Annotated in this window: 17 protein-coding genes; 7 read left to right on the top strand and 10 right to left on the bottom strand. The window is 66.5% G+C overall.

Annotated features, from left to right (window positions below):
* Positions 1-283 precede the first annotated feature (283 nt).
* Positions 284-997, bottom strand: a complete 714-nt coding sequence (locus tag ACP7CD_RS00395; RefSeq protein ID WP_426118322.1) for an alpha/beta fold hydrolase — start codon at positions 995-997, stop codon at positions 284-286.
* A 344-nt stretch (positions 998-1,341) separates the two neighbouring features.
* On the opposite strand from ACP7CD_RS00395, the gene ACP7CD_RS00390 reads away from it, so the two are divergent.
* Together ACP7CD_RS00390 and ACP7CD_RS00385 are read left to right on the top strand one after the other, a co-directional pair.
* Positions 1,342-2,238 (top strand): LysR family transcriptional regulator, encoded by an 897-nt coding sequence (locus ACP7CD_RS00390; protein WP_426118320.1) that lies wholly within the window; start codon positions 1,342-1,344, stop codon positions 2,236-2,238.
* A 249-nt stretch (positions 2,239-2,487) separates the two neighbouring features.
* Positions 2,488-3,966 (top strand): Nramp family divalent metal transporter, encoded by a 1,479-nt coding sequence (locus ACP7CD_RS00385; protein ID WP_426118318.1) that lies wholly within the window; start codon positions 2,488-2,490, stop codon positions 3,964-3,966.
* A 234-nt stretch (positions 3,967-4,200) separates the two neighbouring features.
* Here ACP7CD_RS00385 and ACP7CD_RS00380 read toward each other — a convergent pair whose 3' ends face one another.
* The 3 genes from ACP7CD_RS00380 to ACP7CD_RS00370 all read right to left on the bottom strand — a co-directional run bounded on the left by ACP7CD_RS00380 (position 4,201) and on the right by ACP7CD_RS00370 (position 7,729).
* Positions 4,201-5,229, bottom strand: a complete 1,029-nt coding sequence (locus ACP7CD_RS00380; RefSeq protein ID WP_426118316.1) for a cyclase family protein — start codon at positions 5,227-5,229, stop codon at positions 4,201-4,203.
* Positions 5,230-5,470: 241 nt separating this feature from the next.
* The gene (locus ACP7CD_RS00375) at positions 5,471-6,502 is read right to left on the bottom strand and encodes a zinc-dependent alcohol dehydrogenase (RefSeq protein ID WP_426118314.1); all 1,032 of its coding nucleotides are present in this window, start codon (positions 6,500-6,502) and stop codon (positions 5,471-5,473) included.
* Between the two features lie 96 nt (positions 6,503-6,598).
* The gene (locus ACP7CD_RS00370) at positions 6,599-7,729 is read right to left on the bottom strand and encodes a mandelate racemase/muconate lactonizing enzyme family protein (RefSeq protein ID WP_426118312.1); all 1,131 of its coding nucleotides are present in this window, start codon (positions 7,727-7,729) and stop codon (positions 6,599-6,601) included.
* A gap of 526 nt (positions 7,730-8,255) precedes the next feature.
* Between ACP7CD_RS00370 and ACP7CD_RS00365 the strand changes: the two genes are divergently transcribed.
* The 3 genes from ACP7CD_RS00365 to ACP7CD_RS00355 all read left to right on the top strand — a co-directional run bounded on the left by ACP7CD_RS00365 (position 8,256) and on the right by ACP7CD_RS00355 (position 10,938).
* On the top strand, positions 8,256-9,239 hold the full coding sequence (locus ACP7CD_RS00365) for a VOC family protein (protein WP_426119023.1): 984 nt from the start codon (positions 8,256-8,258) through the stop codon (positions 9,237-9,239).
* Positions 9,236-9,958 (top strand): SDR family oxidoreductase, encoded by a 723-nt coding sequence (locus tag ACP7CD_RS00360; protein ID WP_426118310.1) that lies wholly within the window; start codon positions 9,236-9,238, stop codon positions 9,956-9,958. The genes ACP7CD_RS00365 and ACP7CD_RS00360 overlap by 4 nt, the downstream gene beginning before the upstream one ends.
* Positions 9,959-10,230: 272 nt before the next feature.
* Positions 10,231-10,938 (top strand): SDR family NAD(P)-dependent oxidoreductase, encoded by a 708-nt coding sequence (locus tag ACP7CD_RS00355; RefSeq protein WP_426118308.1) that lies wholly within the window; start codon positions 10,231-10,233, stop codon positions 10,936-10,938.
* A gap of 142 nt (positions 10,939-11,080) precedes the next feature.
* Here ACP7CD_RS00355 and ACP7CD_RS00350 read toward each other — a convergent pair whose 3' ends face one another.
* On the bottom strand, positions 11,081-12,007 hold the full coding sequence (locus tag ACP7CD_RS00350; RefSeq protein WP_426118306.1) for a helix-turn-helix domain-containing protein: 927 nt from the start codon (positions 12,005-12,007) through the stop codon (positions 11,081-11,083).
* Positions 12,008-12,200: 193 nt separating this feature from the next.
* Between ACP7CD_RS00350 and ACP7CD_RS00345 the strand changes: the two genes are divergently transcribed.
* Both ACP7CD_RS00345 and ACP7CD_RS00340 read left to right on the top strand, forming a co-directional pair.
* Complete coding sequence (locus ACP7CD_RS00345; RefSeq protein WP_426118305.1) at positions 12,201-12,977, top strand: SDR family NAD(P)-dependent oxidoreductase; 777 nt, start codon at positions 12,201-12,203, stop codon at positions 12,975-12,977.
* A gap of 51 nt (positions 12,978-13,028) precedes the next feature.
* Positions 13,029-13,814, top strand: coding sequence for a (S)-acetoin forming diacetyl reductase (locus ACP7CD_RS00340; RefSeq protein ID WP_426118303.1), 786 nt, complete (start codon positions 13,029-13,031; stop codon positions 13,812-13,814).
* Between the two features lie 262 nt (positions 13,815-14,076).
* Here the strand turns inward: ACP7CD_RS00340 and ACP7CD_RS00335 are convergent, their stop codons facing one another.
* From ACP7CD_RS00335 to ACP7CD_RS00315, 5 genes are all read right to left on the bottom strand, one after another.
* On the bottom strand, positions 14,077-15,120 hold the full coding sequence (locus ACP7CD_RS00335; protein ID WP_426118301.1) for a zinc-dependent alcohol dehydrogenase: 1,044 nt from the start codon (positions 15,118-15,120) through the stop codon (positions 14,077-14,079).
* 105 nt (positions 15,121-15,225) lie between these two features.
* Entirely contained in the window at positions 15,226-16,107 is an 882-nt protein-coding gene (locus ACP7CD_RS00330) for a 3-hydroxyacyl-CoA dehydrogenase family protein (protein WP_426119021.1), read from the bottom strand.
* A gap of 38 nt (positions 16,108-16,145) precedes the next feature.
* Positions 16,146-17,006: an enoyl-CoA hydratase/isomerase family protein gene (locus ACP7CD_RS00325; RefSeq protein ID WP_426118299.1), complete on the bottom strand. Its 861-nt coding sequence runs from the start codon at positions 17,004-17,006 to the stop codon at positions 16,146-16,148.
* The gene (locus tag ACP7CD_RS00320) at positions 17,006-18,220 is read right to left on the bottom strand and encodes a thiolase family protein (RefSeq protein WP_426118297.1); all 1,215 of its coding nucleotides are present in this window, start codon (positions 18,218-18,220) and stop codon (positions 17,006-17,008) included. The genes ACP7CD_RS00325 and ACP7CD_RS00320 overlap by 1 nt, the downstream gene beginning before the upstream one ends.
* 56 nt (positions 18,221-18,276) lie before the next feature.
* Positions 18,277-19,506 (bottom strand): acyl-CoA dehydrogenase family protein, encoded by a 1,230-nt coding sequence (locus ACP7CD_RS00315; protein WP_426118295.1) that lies wholly within the window; start codon positions 19,504-19,506, stop codon positions 18,277-18,279.
* Positions 19,507-19,516: the final 10 nt, after the last annotated feature.

Raw genomic sequence — 19,516 nt, 5'->3', positions numbered from 1 at the left:
TCGCCGACGCCTGGTTGCGCCGGAAACCGCCCCTGGCGCGTCGGCGGCGGGACGGGCACACACACCGGAAGCCCTCATCAGCCATCATGTGATCTACGTCGCACCACTGTGAGCCAGTGTAGCGGTGACCATGTCCTTCGAGCCGAGACGTCCTCTGTTCGGGACCCGTGCTACGTCATGGACGTGCCAGGAAGCGCAGCGAGGCTACGAAGGCGGCGACCTCACGCGCCAGGAGATCGGGAGCCGCTTCGTTCGCCACGTGCCCTTGACCGGCGAGCGTGGCTCACGAGGATCGGGGCGGGGCGTCGTGGACCGCCTGCGAGACCATGATCAACCAGGACGGGCTGACTTCACCGGCCATCATCAGCGTGGGTATCTCGATCGACGACAAACGATCCATATCGACGGCGTAGCCGTCGATGGCGACGAGTTCCCGGCTCCAGGTCGGCGCCATGGCCACCAGTTGTGACCACGATGGGGCCTGTGCGAACATCTCGACCTCCGTGGGGGAGAGGCCGACAAAATGTTCCAGTCCAAACCGAAGAGCCGCCTCAGCATCACCAACGGCTACCAGATCGGAAAAAGCCTCCACGGCGGGGCCTCCGACGGGCCCGTCCAGGGCGAGGCCGGGTTCGTAGAGGATGAGACCCCGCACGCTTCGCTGTGCAGCCCGAGCGAGGGAGACCAGTGCGCCGAAGGAGTGGCCGAACAGGACGGCCTCAGGACCGGCCACGTCGAGAACGGCGGTCACATCCTCGATCTCCCGCTCCAGACAGTGCGAGGGATGGTCTCCACTGGCGCTGCGGCCGCATCGGTTGAGAAAGTATGTCGTCAGCTCGGGCGCGAGCACCCGAGTCACGGCCTGCCAGTCCCCGGCCATGCTGAGAGAGCCCGGGACGATGACGATCGGCGGGCCGTCGCCGGTGACGGTCACGGCCAGCGATGTGCCGTCCTTCGACGTCAGCTGCAAAGGAGCGGGCTCTGGCTGTTGTGCCATGCCGGATCCCCTCATCGTGTTCTGCGCTGTGCAAAACGCGTACGGCCGTGGTCATGCCTCATTGTTCGCTGCTGGTCAGGGAGCATCCTTCCCGCCGACAGCGGGCGCGCAAAGGCGCTACCGAGACTGTAGTCGGGCTCACTTTTCCTGGGCCAAGACTAATTCCGGCCTCACTGATCGATGGTCGGTATAGAAGCGGCCCACGTTCAGCCGAGCCGGATGACTGACCGAAGATGCCGACACGTCCTGTTCTCCGCTCGGGGCATGCCTATGCTGGGTCCACTGGCAACATCCACGGGATCTGCTCGATCCGGCACTGACGGCTACGACCATGGGACGAAACGTTGGACATCAAGGAGCTGGAAGCGTTCGTCGCGGTGGCCGAGGAACTCCATTTCAGTCGAGCAGCGCAACGGCTCCAGATGGCCCAGCCTCCGCTCAGTTACCGCATCCAGCAGCTCGAGAAGGAGCTCAAGCTCAAACTGTTCGTCCGCAATACGCGCTCGGTGACTCTCACGGACGCGGGGGAGCGTCTTCTGGGGCCGGCGCGAAAGGTGCTGGCCGACGTTGAACTGGCCCATGCGGCAGCGCGTGCTCTGACTGCAGGGGAGTCCGGTCGGGTACGGCTCGGCTTTGCCGGCGCTTCCAGCAGCAAGATCCTCCCTGCTCTGGCGCAGGAAGTGCGTCGCCGATATCCCGGCATCGACCTGGTGCTGCAGGGGCAAACCTACGCCGGGGCTGCGCTCGATCAGGTGGTGCGCGGCCAGTTGGATCTCGGTTTCGTCCGGCTCCCCGTGCGGCACTCCGAGGTCAGCTATCGCGTCATCGAGCACGAACGGCTCATCTGCGCTCTGCCTTCCTCGCATCGGCTGGCGGGGGAGGATGAGATCTCGCTGGCCAGCCTGGCCGATGACCCCTTCATCAGTTTTCCGGCGGAAGGCGGATCCACCCTTCGGGCTGCCCTGCTGGATGCCTGCGCTAAGGCCGGAGTGTCACCGAGGATCGTCCAGGAAGCTCCTGATTCCTACACCATCCTTGCCCTCGTCGCCGCAGGCGCCGGGGCCACGTTGACTCTCACCTCGGTACGTCACGTCCAGCCCACGGGTGTCGCCTACATCCCCATCGCCGGGGAGCCGATCTGGCTGCACGCCGCCTTGGCGTGGCGCACGGACAACGCATCCCCGGCTCTGGCGCGGGTGCTGGACATCTGCGCCGAGGTACTGCCGGAGCCGGCCCACTGAGGACATCCCCGACAGGCAGAGGGTACTCCCCATCTAAAAACAGTCATAGTCGATCAGTGACTGGTATTTCCCTCTTATAGACGGCCGTTCTAGCCTTTTGGGGAGATGTAGCGCACATCACACCCAATGGGTGTTGCCGATGGTGCTGCAACAGTCTCCCAATCCACGCCATGGTGCTGAGCGCTCAACAGGACTGTCACCGCGCCATGTGCTACTCGATCGACCTCGACCAACAGTGAGGCCAAAGCCATGACAGTGAACGACCCGCCCACCACGACCGAGGTGGAAGCTAAAGAATTCGGCGGCTCAGGAGGCCGTCAAAAGCCGGGGCGGCTCCCGGCTCTGCGCTGGGCCGAGCTTCCCAAGCCCGTGAATTTCCGCAGGATGGCGGGCCCCGGGGTCATCCTGGTCGCCGTGGGGATCGGATCGGGTGAGTACATCTCTCATCCCTACATCACCAGCCAGGTCGGCCTCACATGGTTGTGGGCCGCAGCGCTGGGGATCGGCATTCAATACTTCCTCAACACCGAAGCGGCTCGATACTCTCTGGCTACCGGCGAGACGGCGATGACCGGATTCGCCCGGCTGTGGCGTGGATGGGCACCGCTGTTCATCGCGATGACCGTGATCCCTTTTGCGTGGCCGGGATGGATGAGCAGTGCGGCCACCATGGCCACGTTCACCGCTGGTGGCCGTGGCAATGTGCAGTGGATCGCCATCGGCGGGCTCGTCGTGATCGGTTTGGTGCTGACGCTCTCGCCGATCGTGTACAAGACCGTCGAGAAGCTCGAGTTCCTCAAGGTCATCGGAATTCTGGTCTTTGCCGTGATCATCTGCCTGGTCGTGATCGGCTGGGGGCCGTGGGCCGCCCTGCCGGCGGACACGGCCCAAGGCTTCGGTCGTCTGCCGGAGGGCATCCCGGTGGAGTTCCTGGTGACCTCGGTCGTCTTCGCCGGTGGCGGGGGTGTCATCAACCTGACCGTCAGCAATTACACCCGCGACAAGGGATGGGGGATGGGGGCGCACGCTCCCCGCATCGTCTCTCCGATCACCGGTCATGAAGAGGCTGGCACCGCCACGGGCACGCAGTTCCTCATGACCCCGGAGAACCAGTCGCGCTGGAAGACCTGGTGGAAAAATGCTTGCGCAGAACAGTTCTGGACCTTCTTCGTGGTCGGGCTGTTCAGCATCACGATCTTTTCACTGCTCGCCTACCGCTTGATCCCGGTGGGCAGCTACGAAGGCAAGGCCGACCTGTCCTTCATCCAGGTGCAGGCGGGCGTCCTCGGCGACCAGTTCGGAGGCGGACTGCAGTTCTTCTACCTGCTCATCGGCACCGTCGCCCTGATGTTCGCGAACCTCGCCGTGGTGGATCTCGTTGCCCGGGTCGTCTCGGACGTCCTGACCGTGAACTACCTGCGCGGGCACACGTTCTGGACGGAGGCCAAGATCTACAGCTCCTTCGTCTGGATCATGGTGGGGCTGGGCATCATCATCCTCGGGGTCGGCATCACCCAGCCGATCACGCTGCTGGCCATGGCGGCAGTGCTGAACTGCGGAGTCATGGTCGTCTACTCGATCCTGCTCGTGGTGCTGAACCGCCGTCTGCACAAGGTGATCCGCATGCCGGGCCACCGTGTGGCCGTCATGGGCATCGCGACCGTTTTTTACTCGGTCGTGGCGGTCTACACCCTGGTGATCCAGGCGCAGAAGCTGTTCGCCGCCTAGCGCGAGACAGTCCACGGCGGTGGGCCGGGCTGCGATGCCCGGCCCACTTCCTTGTTCGTTCTGATCCGAAGCGCATGTGCGGGCCAGGCTGCGACACCGCCAACGACTCTCGGCGGATGCGGTCCCGAGCCGCAGTTGTTCACCGGGCGCCGGCCGTCAGCCGGGGCCGGTGAGGGTGAGCGGCACCGTCTGCCCTGGCAGATCACTTCGGGCTCGGTGAAGGCTGTGCAGTAGTCAGAGGATGGCGACGGCATTGGCCGGTGAGCCGACTCCTCCGGGCAGTTTCAACGGGGTGGCGACGACCATGAAGTCGTACCGCCCCTCGGCGGCGCAGGTGTCGGCAAGCTCGTCCAGCTGCCACAGTTCACCGATGACCAGTCCCAGCATCGGGATGAGAATCCGGTGGAGCATGCCGGTGTGGGATGAGGCCGGGAGGGTTCCGTCGAGCTCGGCTCTGACGCGCAGGGCGGAAGCCGTCGCCGGCCAGGCCTCCAGCGCCACATTGTCGGCAGCGGCCACGGCGACCCGGTGGTCCCAGAGCCAGGCCGCGGTCTCATGGCTCGCCTCCAGCCCCACCGACACCAACGGGACCGGTGCTTCGGAGGTCGCGTCGACGTCGCCTGCGTTCGATGCGTCCCGAAGCTGCGCGAAGCGGTGTCCCAACCATCCGAAGCGGATCAGCAGGATGTCGCCGGGTTCGAGGTCGACGCCCTGATGGACTGCCGTCTCCTCCAGCACCTGGGCAGGGACGGGCTGTGGATCGGCATGGTCGATCGGCTCTCCACGACGAGCGAGGTGCCGTTCGACGTCCAGGAGCACCCCACGGCCGACGATGCCGTGCTCGGCGAAGCGCTGGACGCCCAACAGGGGATCGCCGGCGATCAGCCTCTGTGGATCTGCATGGTTGTAGAAGCCGTGGTCCGGGTGCCCAAAGTGGCGGAGGCCGTCGATTTGACTGGTGGCTTGAGGAAAAAGGTTGTCGATCCGGTCGTCGCGGTGGAATTCGTTCAGGCCGAAGACGCTGTGCTGCAGGGCGCCGCGGTGAGGAATCAGTGGCTGGGGAAAGGCGTCCAGGGGAAGATCCAGTGAGAACGTCCGGCCGCTGCGCACGAGACCGGCTGCCCGGACCCGTTGCTCGGGCGCGAGAAAATTGAGTGTGCCGATCTCATCATCGGCGCCGAACAGTCCCCAACTGCTGCCCGGGGGCACATCGGTCCGGGCAAGGAGGCTCTCATAGCTGGGAACGTCGGTAGGCCGGGGCATGCGGTGTCCTCTCGTGATGTGGTGATGGACTATCGACGATTGTGCCGATCAAGTCCATGGGAATGTAAGAGCCACCGGCGAGCAGGGCTGTCCGCCTGAGGCCGTGCAGTCATGTCGTGCTGTGGGTGCGCCTGGACCGGGAGGCCTCGATCTGGCACATGGAAGGCTCATCCCATGGCAGCCGCATCGCCTCCATGCCCACGGCACGGAGGCGATGCGGTGCGCTGCAGCACCTCGTGGATCAGCGCTCTCGTGCGGCTGTGCCCTCAGGAAGGCGGTCTAGCTCCGGAACGAGCAGGACCTTGCAGGCCTCTCCCTGGAGCAGTGCGATGGCCTCGTCCATGGCCGAAAGCGGAAGTCGGTGCGTGATGAAACGCGCGAGGTCCAGTCTGCCGCTGGCGACGACCGCTACGAGTTGCTCCCACGTTTCCCACAGAGCGCGGCCGAAGCTGCCGCGGAAAGTCAGGCCCTTCTTGATGAGGTAGGCGGCCACATCCAACTCGATCGGGCGGCCGGCAATACCCACGGCGACAACGGTTGCCTCCTTGCGCACTGCCTCCAACAGCGGTCCCATGGCGGCCGGAACGCCGGAGGCCTCAAAAGCGATATCGAATCCGTTCTTGTCGCCGGAGACCGTGCGACAGTGCGTCACGACGTCATCCTCCGGGTGCATTGCCGTGGCGCCGAGTCCTTCGGCGAGCCCGCGGCGGTATGCATTGGGCTCGACGACGACCACGCGGGCGGCTCCCATGACGTCGACCAGGGCGGCGATAAGCAGGCCTACGGGCCCTCCGCCGCTGATGACCACGTCGGCCCCGGCAGGATTGAGACCCGAACGCTGGATGGCGTGCATGGCGACACCAGCCGGCTCCAGCAGGGCCGCCTGTTCCAGGGAAAAGCCGGAGGGCAGTTTGAAGCACGCCGAGGCGGGCGCGACGAGACGCTCTGCAAAGCCGCCATCGACGTGCAGCCCGAGCAGCCGCATGTTGAGACAGTTGTGGGCATCGCCCGTCCGGCATGGGTAGCAGGTGCCGCATGCCCAGTGGGATTCCAAGGCGACCTTGTCGCCGACGACGAGAGACGTCACGCCGGCTCCGACTTCGAGCACCGTACCGGAGCATTCGTGACCCATGACACCCGGGATGTTGAGATCAAAGGCCTGAGCCATGGGGGTGTACTCGTAGATCTCCCGATCACTGCCGCACACGGAAGCCGCGGCCACCTTGATCTTCACCTGCCCCGCGGCAGTCTCCGGTTCGGGATAGTCGGTCACGTATGTCGATCCGGGGCTGGGTCGATGTTTGAGGACAGCGCGCATCAGTTTGCCTTCCGAGGCCTGGGGAATGTCGACAGCCGAAGTCAATACTTCTCAGGAGAATACTGAGCGCGACGGCGCAGACCTGTCGGTGCGGTAGGCAGTGAGCTTGTCCTCATCAACGATGGTGCCGACACCCGGTACCTGGGGAACGGCGATGCGCCCGTCGGAGATGATGATCGATTCCGCGAGGAGATCGTCGGCCATGTCCAAGTAGTTGGACAGTTCTGCGGCGCGCCGGGAGGTATGCGCGAAAGCGGCGCCGAAGACCACGGAGGCGATCGTGCCGACCTGGGTGTCGATCTGGTTGCCCACGTACACGTCCACCCCCATGCCCTCGGCCATGCCCACGATCTTGGCGGCCTCGGTGAACCCGGAGCGGGCGGTCTTCACGGCCAGCAGGTTCGCCCCGCCGGTGAGGATCTCCTTTGCGGCCTCCCCCAGGTTCGGGGCGGACTCGTCGGCGGCGATCGGGATGGGGGACCGCTCCACGAGCCGGCGCCGGCCGAGCACCTCGCGGGCGTCGTCGGGCTCCTCGAGGAACTGCAGGCCCAGGTCGGCCGTGCGGCGCAGCACCTCCATGGCCTCGTTGGCGGTCCAGCCGCGGTTGGCGTCCATGTAGAGCTCGGCGTCCTCGCCGAGGCCCTCGCGCAGCACGGCCGCAGCCTCGACGTCGAGGCCGATCGGGTGCCGACCGGTCTTGAGCTTGAACGTGGTGATGCCGTAGGTCTCGCGGAACTCCAGGGCGAGGTCCAGCAGCTCCTGGGCCGGCTTGAAGCCCAGCATGTGGGAGACCCGCATGGAGTCCGTGAACCCGCCCAGCAGCCTGGTCACCGGCTGCCCGAGGAACTGGCCGATGACGTCCCACAGGGCGATGTCCACGGCGCCCTTGGCGGTCTGGTTGTGGACGGTGCGGGCCAGCACGGCCTGGACCTTCTCGCGGTCGAGGACGTCCAGGCCCACCAGCTGCGGGGCGAAGAGGTCCTCGACGACGGCCACGATGGACTTCTGGGTCTCGCCGTAGGTGTAGGGCCGCGGCGGGGTGTCGGCCGTGCCCACGATCCCGTCGTCGGTGATGATCCGCACCAGCACGTGATCGGCCGTGACGACCTCACCGCTGGCGAACTTCAGAGGAGTGACATAGGGGATCTCGTAGGGAATGGCTTCGACGCGCTGGATCTTCATGGGGCTGTGACAGCTTTCTCGTGACGGACAGTTTTTCGAACAGACCTGACGTGCACCGACCTCCGTGCGAGGGGAGACTCCTTCGGTCGGGTGGCAGTCGGGGGTCACAGGGCCTTGCCCACTGTCAGGCCTCAAAGCACGCGGACCGACGTCTTGCCTCTGCTTTCGTCGGAGCCCATCGTGCTCCGGATCCGAATCCCAGCCCTGAGCGGGCCGGCGCCGCGGAGCAAGGAGGTTCGGCCAGAACCTCGGAACTCGCACCGGAAGGGAGGGCGCAGTCACCCTTGACCACTCCGACGCGCTCGTTCCGTTGTTCCCTCCCGGGGCCGGAGGGCCGTGCTTCCACCTTCCCAGTCCCTATTGCACAGCGTCCAATACCAATCCAACACCCGGCCATACAGAAATCAGATGGATAGGCTGTGGCGCCGCATCCACCGGTGACTGCTGTGTCCGATGTGTCATCTAATTTCAGGATGAAGCATTGGAAGATCGGTATTGGATTCCAATCAATTCCTTGGGCAGACTTGTGACATCCGCCACCGGATCCAGAACATCCGCCACGCCAGGACCACGCGTGGCGCCTCCAACGCCAACTCTTCAGGAGACCTGCGTGAAACTCCGCCTTCATCATGTGAATGTCTGCACGGACGACATGGGACAGCTCGACTCGTTCTACGGCACCGTCCTGGGGTTGCAGCAGCTGCCCACCCCGCCGATGGTCGGACAGTCCGAGGCCGACACCGACGGTTCCGCTGAATGGGGCGGAACGGCCAGCTTCTTCGTGGCCGGTCACGAGTCCGAGCTGCAAATCCACGCCACTCGCCGTCGTCCCGATGCCTCGTACGAGCACAAGCAGTACGTCAATCCGCTGCTCAACGGTCACTTCTGCTTCCGCACCGACGACATCGAAGCCGTGCTGCGCCGGCTCGAGGAGCACGGCGTGCCGTACTCCGACTACGGCTACTGGGCCCTCAAGGGATGGCGGCAGGTGTTCCTGTCCGATCCGGCCGGCAACATCATCGAGATCCACCAGGTCGATGGCGTGGAGGAGCTGGAGGAGTTCGTGCCCGCCGGACTGCTCCGCCTTCATCATGTGAATGTCTGCACGGACGACATGGGACAGCTTGACTCGTTCTACGGCACCGTCCTGGGGTTGCAGCAGCTGCCCACCCCGCCGATGGTCGGACAGTCCGAGGCCGACACCGACGGTTCCGCTGAATGGGGCGGAACGGCCAGCTTCTTCGTGGCCGGTCACGAGTCCGAGCTGCAAATCCACGCCACTCGCCGTCGTCCCGATGCCTCGTACGAGCACAAGCAGTACGTCAATCCGCTGCTCAACGGTCACTTCTGCTTCCGCACCGACGACATCGAAGCCGTGCTGCGCCGGCTCGAGGAGCACGGCGTGCCGTACTCCGACTACGGCTACTGGGCCCTCAAGGGATGGCGGCAGGTGTTCCTGTCCGATCCGGCCGGCAACATCATCGAGATCCACCAGGTCGATCAGTCATGAGCGCCGACAACGCGCAGCGGCGGGCCGTCATCGTCACCGGTGCCAGCGGCCTCGTCGGAGGAAGCGTCGCTCGGACCGTGGCGGAGACGGGCTATGAAGTCGTCCCGGTCGATGTGCGAGCCGGCACGGTGGGCGGGCTCGACGTCACGGCCTGCGACATCACCGACACACAACAGGTGGTCCAGCTCATGGAGAGCATCCAGACCGGCGGGGCACAGCTGTACGGACTCGTCAACGCTGCAGCCGTCATTCCGACGGCCGGCTTGTGGGACGTCCAGGTCGACGAGTTCATGACCGTCCTGAAGATCAACACGTGGGGCAGCCTCAACATCGCCCGCGAGGCATCCAAGCTGATGGCCGCCGGCGGGGCCGGCCGCATCATCAACATTGCCTCCGTGGCCGCCTACACCGGAGGGCTGGTCGGAGGACCTCACTATGCCGCCTCCAAGGCCGGGGTCATCGTGCTGACCAAGGTCCTGGCCAAAGAGTTGGCAGCCCAGGGGATCACGGCCAACGCGATCGCCCCAGGGGCTCTGGACAGTCCTGCGACGCAGGCCTTGCCGGACGAGGCGCGCACCGCGTTGGTCGATCGCATTCCCGCGGGCCGATTCGGCACGCGTGACGAGATCACAGGGGCCGTCACCTACCTGCTGACGCCGGCAGCCGGCTACATGACCGGGGCGACCCTAGACATCAACGGCGGCGTCCACCTTCGTTGAGGAGCCTGTCGAGGCCGCACCGTGCCTCGTCCGGTCCGGGAGTGCGCTCCTATGGCCGCGCATGAGAACCCCTCGACACGGGCATGGGCCGGACGAGGGCCCGGTCTCTCCGGCGATCCCTCCACCGTCCTCGTGAAGAAGCTCCCGAGGACTACTGCCCGCCTCAATCCTGCTGTCCGCACGGTCACCCACTGCTGACGGCATCATCGTCCAGCTCTCGGCGTGTTCGCGCCTTGAACGAAGCCCAGAGCAACTACCTAGTGGAGTCAACCGTGAAGAAACATGCTCTCGTGACCGGAGGGTCGGGCGGCATCGGCCTGGCCATCTGCGAAGCCCTCGACGCCTCCGGATACCACGTCACCTCCATCGATCGTGTCGAGGGTCGCTACGACACGCTGGCGGGAGACTTGTCCTCAGCGGACACCGCGGCGCAGCTAGCCGATGAAGTGCTGGACCGCGTCGGCCGAGTCGATGTCCTAGTCAACAATGTAGGCGCAGTGTTCCCGGGTGCACTTGCCGACCTCGACCCCTGCTCCATGGAGGCGTCCTTCCGCCTGAACTTGATGCCCGCAGTCATCCTCAGTCAGAAGATGACTCCCGGCATGGCGAAGGCAGGCTGGGGCCGGATCGTCAACATCACGTCGCGGGCAGCACTCGGTAAGGCCGAACGCACGGCCTACGTCGCTGCCAAGGCCGGACTCATCGGACTGACGCGAGTGTGGGCTCTCGAATACGCTGCCGCGGGCATTACCGTGAACGCAGTGGGACCCGGCCCCATCGAAACTCCCCTTTTCGCCGGCGCGAACTCGCGGCCGTCCGACGGAACCGATTTGGCGGAGTCCGTTCCGGTGAAACGGATGGGCAAGCCGTCCGAGGTGGCCCACGCCGTGAACTTCTTCGCCTCCGAGGAGGCCGGCTTCGTGACCGGACAGACGCTCTATGTCTGTGGCGGCATGACGGTCGGCGCCAACCACTTCTGACGGAGGGGGGCACTCGCTCGCAAAGGCGGCTCTGACGTACCGCTCAGTCGACCTCGTCCCGTGCAGCGCGGGACTCGCGCACTGAACGAGTGACCGGGGGCTCCGCGCGAGCAGTTCGGTACGGCCAAGTGTGCACCGCCCGTCAGAGTCCGTAGCGGCGGATCCGCTCGTAGAGCGTGCCGCGGGAGATCTGCAGACGGTCGGCTGCATCGGACTTGTTGCCGTCACAGGCAGCGAGGACGGCCGCAATGATCTCCCGCTCGGCGGTCTCCAGCGGGCTCAGCGAGGCACCGGCAGCCACTGGCATCTCACCCCTCAGCGAAGCTTGCGCGAAGGCTGCGGCGTCGACGTGTCCGACGACGAGAGAGCATCCGGCGGTGACATCGCCAGGGTCGACGAGCACCACTCGGGCATGCCCCCCGGCAGGCAGCACCACTTCTGCGGCGCCGGATCCCGCACGCTCCAGCAGCGCCCAGATCGCCGCCCGTTCACCGATGGCGGGACCTGTTCCGTCCGCGATCACGGTATGGCGGTCCAGGGTGACGACGGCAGCGCGGGTGCCGGCCTTGACGCGCAGGTGGGCCTCCATCAGACGGCGATGGCGCGCCTGCGAGGCCCGGCTCAGCGCGGTCTGAACCTCGTCGATCACGTGCTTCAGCGCCAGCTTCAAATAGGGATTCGCCTCGTTCGCCAGGCACGTCACATTGACGGCGCCCAGCACTTCCCTGGACGCCGGGTGGAGCAGCGGGCCCGCCGCACAAGTGAGCCCCTTCCACCGCTCGTCCTCGTGGTCGGCCCCGTGGATGATGGCGGCGGCACGGCGCGCCAGGGCGAGACCGATGCCGTTGGCCCCGGCGGCTCCGATGGCCAGGTCCACGCCGGCGTGGACGTCGGCTCGCTGAAGCTGCCGCCTCAGCCGGTCGCTCGACGACCACTCGTACACGACGCGCCCGTCCGCGTCACTCAGTGCGAGCCAGGTCGTCGTGCCTTCCAGGGCGGCCCTCGTGGATGTCAGCGCCTTGGTGGCAACTCGCACCAAGGGCGCGGTGCCTCGATCTGGATCGGTCATCATTCCTCCCCGGCCTTGCAGTGAGTGAAACGGTGGGCCTCTAGCCGGCTGTTCAAGTTCTGCACACATCCTCCGGGAAGTGTGCCCGGCGTCACAGTATGGGAGCACCCCTCCCGCCATGAGGGCGTCATGACGACGCCGTCGCTGAGCGGACCACCCGACCAAGGAGCAACTGACGATCATGGTAGGACGCGTGCAGGACAAGAGGATTCTGATCACCGGGGCCGGCAGCGGCATGGGCCGCACCATCGCCCTGAAGCTGGCTGATGAGGGTGCCCAGGTCGTGCTCTTCGACCTGAACGTGGACGCAGCCCACGCGGTCGCCGAAGAGATCGAGACAAAAGGCGGTCGGGCTGTCGCCGTGGGCGGCAACGTCACGGAACGCGGCGACGTGGCCGACGCGGTGAAGAAGTCCGTGGACGCCTTCGGTGGACTCGATGTCCTCTTCGCCATTGCGGGCATCATCAAGCCGATGCACTTCCTCGACGTCACGGAGGAGAACTGGCGGACGACCTTGGACGTCAACGGCCTCGGCACTTTGATCTGCCAGCAGGAGGCGGCCAAGCAGATGATTGCTCAGGGCACCGGAGGCAAGCTCATCCTGACGTCGTCGATCGCCGGGCGTCAGGGCTATCCAAATTTCGCCCCGTACTGCGCCAGCAAGTTCGCCGTCACCGCGCTGACTCAGGCGGCTGCCCGGGGCCTGGCCGTGCACGGCATCACCTGCAACGCCTTCGCCCCCGGCGTCGTCGACACTCCCCTGTGGAAGAAGCTCGACCTGGACCTCATGGAACTCGGCGACAGCAAGGCACCGGGTGAGGCGTTCTCGGAGTTCTCCAGCGGAATTCTCGCCGGCCGCCCCGGTACCGCCGACGACGTCGTCGGCACGGCGCTGTATCTCGCCTCCGGCGACTCCGACTACATGACCGGACAGATCGTCATGATCGACGGCGGCATGGTCCTCGTCTAGAGAATCCGGCGTCGTCCGCTGCATCGAACCGCGAGAAAAGGAACGAAGAACATGGAACGCACAGAGAACGGAAAGGTCGCGCTGGTCACCGGTGGCGGTCAGGGCATCGGCCGGGCGATTGCCGAGCGGCTGCACGCCGACGGCTTCAAGGTCGCGATCGCGGACCTGAACATGGAGACGGCCGGTGCTGTCGCGGAGAATCTCGGCGGTAAGGACGGCGGGGCGATCGCCTTGCCCGTGAACGTCGCCGACCGGGACAGCGTGTTCGCCGCTGTCGCCGAGGCGGCCTCCGCGCTCGGTGGCTTCGACGTCATCATCAACAACGCCGGCATCGCTCCGCAGTCTCCCATCGAGGACATCACGCCCGAGAGCATCGACAAGATCTTCTCGATCAACTTCAACGGCGTCGTGTGGGGCATCCAGGCGGCCACGAAGGCGTTCAAGGATCTCGGCCACGGCGGCAAGATCATCAGCGCCGCATCGCAGGCGGGCCACGTCGGGAATCCTGGCATCGCACTGTACTCGGCCACGAAGTTCGCCGTACGGGGCCTCACGCAGAGCGCAGCGCGAGATCTGGCTCCGCTCGGCATCACCGTGAACACGTACGCCCCGGGCATCGTCCGGACGCCGCTGATGGAGGATCTCGCCAAGAAGACCGCGGCGTCCGCCGGGCAGTCCGAGGAATGGGGCTGGGCGCAATTCACCCATGGGATCACGCTCGAGCGGCTGTCCGAGCCGTCCGAGGTGGCGGGCATCGTCTCGTTCCTGTCCGGGCCCGACTCGGACTACATCACGGGACAGTCGATCCTGGTCGACGGCGGCATGGTCTTCAACTAGAAAGTGATGGGCGCACGCACAAGCGGCCCCTGATCCGGCTCGCACCAGGGGCAGCTCGGCTGCAGTGCGCGGGCGGCGGTGGGTTGTTCTCATGAAGACCTACTTGCGGTTGCGTTCTCACCGGCGGTGGGCTGCGGCGCATCCGTGCATGTCGGGTGACGGCCAGAGGGATCGAGCGGTGATGCCTGGACGACGACGGAGCCGAGTTTCGCAGAGCGAAGCCCGGCTCCGTCGAGGCGCTGAGGAACGGGCCGCGGGCCGATCACGGGTGGACGTCGATGACGACCTTGATGACCTCGTCCTTCTTCTCGATCACGGTCCTGAAGGCCTCGATCACGTCCTCCTGTGGGAAGTGGTGCGTGACGACCGGGGTCGGATCGTACTTCTCATCACCGAGGTAGGACACGACCTGCGCGATGTCGTCGTTGTCGTAGGCGGTGGAACCGATCATGGTGAGCTCTGACAGGACGAACTGCGTCTGCGGGGCCTCGATCGGACGCGGGGTCAGTGCCAGGACGACCATGCGGGAACCGGCTTTGCCACCGCGCAGGTAATCCGGGATGGCAGTGGGGGCACCGGCCGAGTCGAAGTAGATGTCAACGTCCGGACGCTGCTCACCGAGGAAGTTGGCCACGGTGCCGAACTTCTCCTTGGCGAACTCGATCGGGTCGACCTCCATGCCGTTCACCGGGATGCCGCCCATCTGCTGCACCACCTCCAGCTTGCTGTGGATGATGTCCGAGACGATGACCTCGTCCACCCCATTGGCCTTCAGGTTGGCCAGCACACCCAGGCCCACGGCACCGGCGCCGAACACCAGGGCACGCTCACCCGCCCTCGGCTCGGCCAGGTTCACTCCATGGTTGGCCACGGAGAACGGCTCGATCACCACCGCCTTGTCGAAGCTGACGTTGTCCGGCAACGGGTGCAGGTTGTAGCCGATCGTCGCGTCCTGAACCGAGATGAACTGCGTCAGGCCGCCGGCGGAGTCGGTGATCTCCAGCTTCGTCCGGCCATCGTCGCCGCGCTTGGAGGTGGAGGCGTTCACGAACACCCGCAGGCCAGGGACAATCCGCGGATCTTCCACCTCCGCACCCACCTCGACAACTTCGGACACGAACTCGTGGCCGACCAGTCCACCGGGGAAGATGCCCAGGTCATCGCCACCCTTCGTGTAAGCACTGATGTCGGTACCGCAGATACCGGTACGCATGTTCTTGACCAGCACGTCCTTCGGGCCGATCTCGGGAACGGGGCGATCCTCGACGACGAGTTCACCAATGCCCTGGTAGACAACTGCACGCATGATTCCAGCTCCATTTCTGTTCGGACATGCCCTGTGCGGGCACTGTCGACTGCTTGCACTAGAGAACTTGTGGGCGACCACAACATTGGTTGCGCCATGTACTGCCTATTGCTCGTAGTCGAAGAAGCCCTTGCCGGTCTTGCGGCCGAGCTCGCCGCGGGCCACCATGTCCCGCATCAGCTGCGGGGGCGCGAAGCGCTCTCCCAGGGTGGACTCGAGGTACTCGGCGATGCCCAGGCGCACGTCCAGGCCCACGATGTCGGTGAGGGCCAGCGGGCCGACCGGGAACTTGTAGCCCAGCACCATGGCGTTGTCGATGTCGGCGGGAGAGGCCACGCCCTCCTCGACCATGCGGATGGCCTCCAGCGCGATCGCCACGCCCAGCCGGGAGGAGGCGAAGCCGGGGGCGTCGTTGACGACCACCGGGGTCTTGCCCAGGCCCTCGACCCACTGCACGGAGAGCTTCTTCAGCTCCTCGCCGGTGTGCTTCGAGATGACGACCTCCACGAGCTTCGAGGCCGGCACGGGGTTGAAGAAGTGCAGTCCGCAGAACCGCTCGGGGCGCTGCAGCTGCTCGGCGAGCCCGTCCACGGACAGCGAGGAGGTGTTGGTGGCCAGCCACGCGGTGTCGCCCAGGTGGCGCTCGACCTCCTGCAGGGCCGAGACCTTCAGGTCCCACGCCTCGGGGACGGCCTCGACGACGAGCTCGCAGCCGGCGAGGTCGGCGTGGTCGAGGGAGACGGTCAGGTTCTCGGCCCACTCGTCCAGGTTGCCGTCCACGCTCCCGCGCTCCAGGGACTTGGCGAGGTCCCGCTCGACCCGCTCGCGGGCGGCCTGTCCGGCCTGCCCGTCCCGCTCCACCACGGTCACCCTCGCCCCGGCGAGCAGGAAGGCGTGGGCGATGCCCGCGCCCATGCGGCCTCCGCCCAGGACACCCACGACGGCCGGGACCGAAGCGGGAGTGGTGGAGGCCTGCTGGGGTTCCATGACGGGGGCGTTCCCGACTGTGCTGCTGTGCTTGGTGGTCACTTCTGCTCCTGGTGCTGGTCCTGCGGCGTCTGCGCCGGAAGGTTGGGACGTGGAGGAGTCTGATTCGGCTCGGGCTTCTGGGTTTTCTTGCGGTCCAGGAAGGATTGCATCCGGTCGAACTTCGCCTGCGACTCGAAGAGCACGGCCTGGGCCAGCTCGTCGATGTGCGGGTGAGCCTCGCGCGGAGCGGCGAAGACGCGCTTGGAAATCCGCACGGCCAGGGGGTCCTGGGTGCCGATCCGGTCGGCCAGCGCATGCGCCGCGTCCGTCAGCTCCTCGGGTTCCACCAGTTCGGTGACCAGTCCGACCCGCAGGCAGTCCTGGCCCGTGAGCACTGCGCCCGCCAGGAGGAGCTGCTTGGCGACCGGCTCGCCCACCAGCTCCTTGAGCCGCCAGGTCGCCCCTGCCGCGGCCATGATTCCCAGTCCGGTTTCAGGATTGCCCATGCGCAGGGTCGGGGTGCCGAGGCGGAAGTCGGCGGCGTAGGCCAACTCCGCGCCGCCGCCGAGGGCGTAGCCGTCGAGAGCGGCGATCACGGGCATGGGCAGGTGGTGGATCCGGTCGAAGATCCGGGAGTTGATGCCCTGTAGGGCGTCGTCGCGGCGGCGTTCGCGCAGCTGGGCGATGTCGGCGCCGGAGGCGAAGATCCCCCGGCCGTTCACCTCGGTGCCGGAGAGGATCAGGACCTTGGGGTGCCGCTCGAGGTGGCCGCACACGGTATGCAGCTCCTCGACCATGGTCGCGTCGATGGCGTTGCGCACGGCGGGGCGGTCCAGGACCACGTGCAGGCGGTCCTCGCGCTCCTCGAGCCGCAGGGCGGTGAACTCCGCGCCGAGGATCTCGCTGGGCCCGGCCATCAGAGCTTCTCGACGAGCATCGCGGTGCCCTGTCCCACACCTACGCACATGGTGGCGAGGCCGCGGTCGGCGCCCTCGCGCTCCATCCGGCCCAGCAGGGTCACCACCAGTCGCGAACCGGAAGATCCGAGCGGATGACCCAAGGCGATGGCCCCGCCGTCGTTGTTCACGGTGCCAGGATCGAGTCCCAGCTCGCGCATACAAGCCAGGGACTGGCTGGCGAAGGCCTCGTTGAGTTCCACAGCGCCCAGATCGCCGACCGTGATGCCAGCGCGCTGGAGCACCTTGCGGGTCGCCGGGACCGGGCCGATGCCCATGACTTCTTGGGACACGCCGGCGGAAGCTCCATCGGCAATGCGCGCCCGGGCGACCAGGCCGTATTTCTCCACGGCCCGCTCCGAGGCGACGATGATCGCGGAGGCGCCGTCGTTGAGGGTCGAGGCATTGCCGGCGGTGACCACGCTGCCGCCCTTGACGACCGGGCGCAGTCCTGCGAGCACATCCAGGCTCGTACCGGGACGCGGACCCTCGTCGGTGTCCACGACCGTCTCCGCTCCCTTGCGATCGGTGATCGTGACCGGGACGATCTCGCCGGCGAAGCGCCCCGCCTCGATCGCAGCGGTCGCCTTTTCGTGGGAGCGCACTGCGAAGGCGTCGCAATCCTCACGAGAGGTGCCGAAGACCCGGGCCACTTCCTCGGCGGTCTCGGGCATGGAATAGGTGGCCTTGCCCTCGCGCGAGAGCTCCCCGGAAAGAAAGGTGGGGTTGGGGAAACGCCAGCCGATGGAGGTGTCGAAGACGTCGCCGGGCTTGGCGTAGGCCTTGGCAGGCTTCTCCATCACCCAGGGGGCGCGGGACATGGACTCCACGCCGCCGGCGACGACGATGTCGGCGGCCCCGGCCTTGATCATGTGCGAGGCCATGATGACGGCCGACAGCCCGGAGGCGCAGAGCCGGTTGACGGTGATGCCGGGGACAGTGTCGGGGAAGCCGGCGAGCAGCCAGGCCATGCGGGCGACGTTGCGGTTCTCCTCGCCGGCGCCGTTGGCGTTACCGAGGATCACCTCGTCGACGTCGTGCGGGTCGATCCCGGCCCGCTCGACGGCGGCTTTGACGGTGAGGGCGGCGAGGTCGTCGGGGCGCACGCTCGAGAGGGCGCCGCCGTAGCGGCCCACGGGGGTGCGGGCCCCGCCGATGAGAAATGCTTCGGGCATGGAGAGAACTCCTTCGTTCTGCTGAGAGCTGGTCATACAGAGGTGCGGCACTGGAATCAGCGGAAGGCGGAGATCCCGGTGATGTCGCGGCCCACGAGCAGGGCCTGGATGGAGTCGGTGCCCTCGTAGGTGGAGACCACCTCCATGTCGGTCAGGTGCCGGGCGATGTGGTTCTCCAGCAGCAGCCCGTTGCCGGCCAGCAGCTCCCGGGCCTCGTTGCAGATCCACTTGCCCTTCTGGGACGTGGACATCTTCACCATCGAGGCCATGGCGTTGGTCAGCTCGCCCCGGTCGGCGAGTTCCGCCATGCGGTTGCAGAGCAGCTGCATGGTGGTGAGCTCGCTGAGCATGTTCGCCAGCCGGGCCTGGACGAGTTGATAGCCGGCGATCGGGTTGCCGAACTGCACGCGCGTCGCGGCGTAGTCGGCGGCGATCTCGAAGGCGGCCATGGCGTGGCCCACGGCCTCCCACGAGGCGCCGCCGCGGGTGGCCTGCAGGACCCGGGAGACGTCCGCGAAGGAGCGGCACTCGACCAGCCGGTTCTCCGCGGGGATGCGCATGTCCTCGATGACGATGTCGGCCTGTTGGATCGCGCGCTTGCCGACCTTGCCGGTGATCACCGTCGGGGCGTAGCCGGCCGGGTGGTTGCCCTCGGCGTCCTTCTCCACGACGAACGCGTTGACCTTGCCGTCTTCGACGTTGCGGGCGAACAGGACGACGACGTCGGCGGCGTGGCCGTTGCCGATCCAGCGCTTGTGCCCGTCGATCACCCACTCCTCGCCCTCGCGGCGGGCGCTGGTCTCCAGGGCCACCGAGTCCGAGCCGTGCTCCGGCTCTGTGAGGGCGAACGCGCCGGTCTTCTCCAGCCGGGCCATCGCCGGCAGCCAGCGCTGCTTCTGCTCCGCGGAGCCGAGCATGTTCAGGGCGCCCATGCACAGGTTGGCGTGCACGCCCAGAAAGGTGTTGATGCTGCCGTCCACCCGGGCCATCTCGCGGGCCACCATGCCGGCGGCCTTGCGGGTCATCCCCGGACATCCGTGGCCCTGGATGGTGGTGCCGATGATGCCCAGCTCGGCCAGCCCGGGCAGCAGCTCCCAGGGGAACTCCGCGCGCTCCCAGTAGTCGTTGATGATCGGCTGCACCCGACCCTCGGCGAAGGAGCGGACCTTGTCCCGGATCGCGATCTCCTCCGGGGTGAGCTCGTCGTCGAGCCGGAAGTAGTCGGAGGACGCTCCGGGCATCCGGGGCGTGGACGTGGCTGAGGGGGTGACAGAGGTGGTGGTCATGATGGGTCCT

It is taken from the genome of Kocuria sp. LHG3120, from assembly GCF_049897445.1.
GTDB lineage: Bacteria > Actinomycetota > Actinomycetes > Actinomycetales > Micrococcaceae > Kocuria > Kocuria rosea.
Note: the sequence above shows the minus strand (reverse complement) of the source record. Positions and strands in the feature narration are given on the sequence as shown.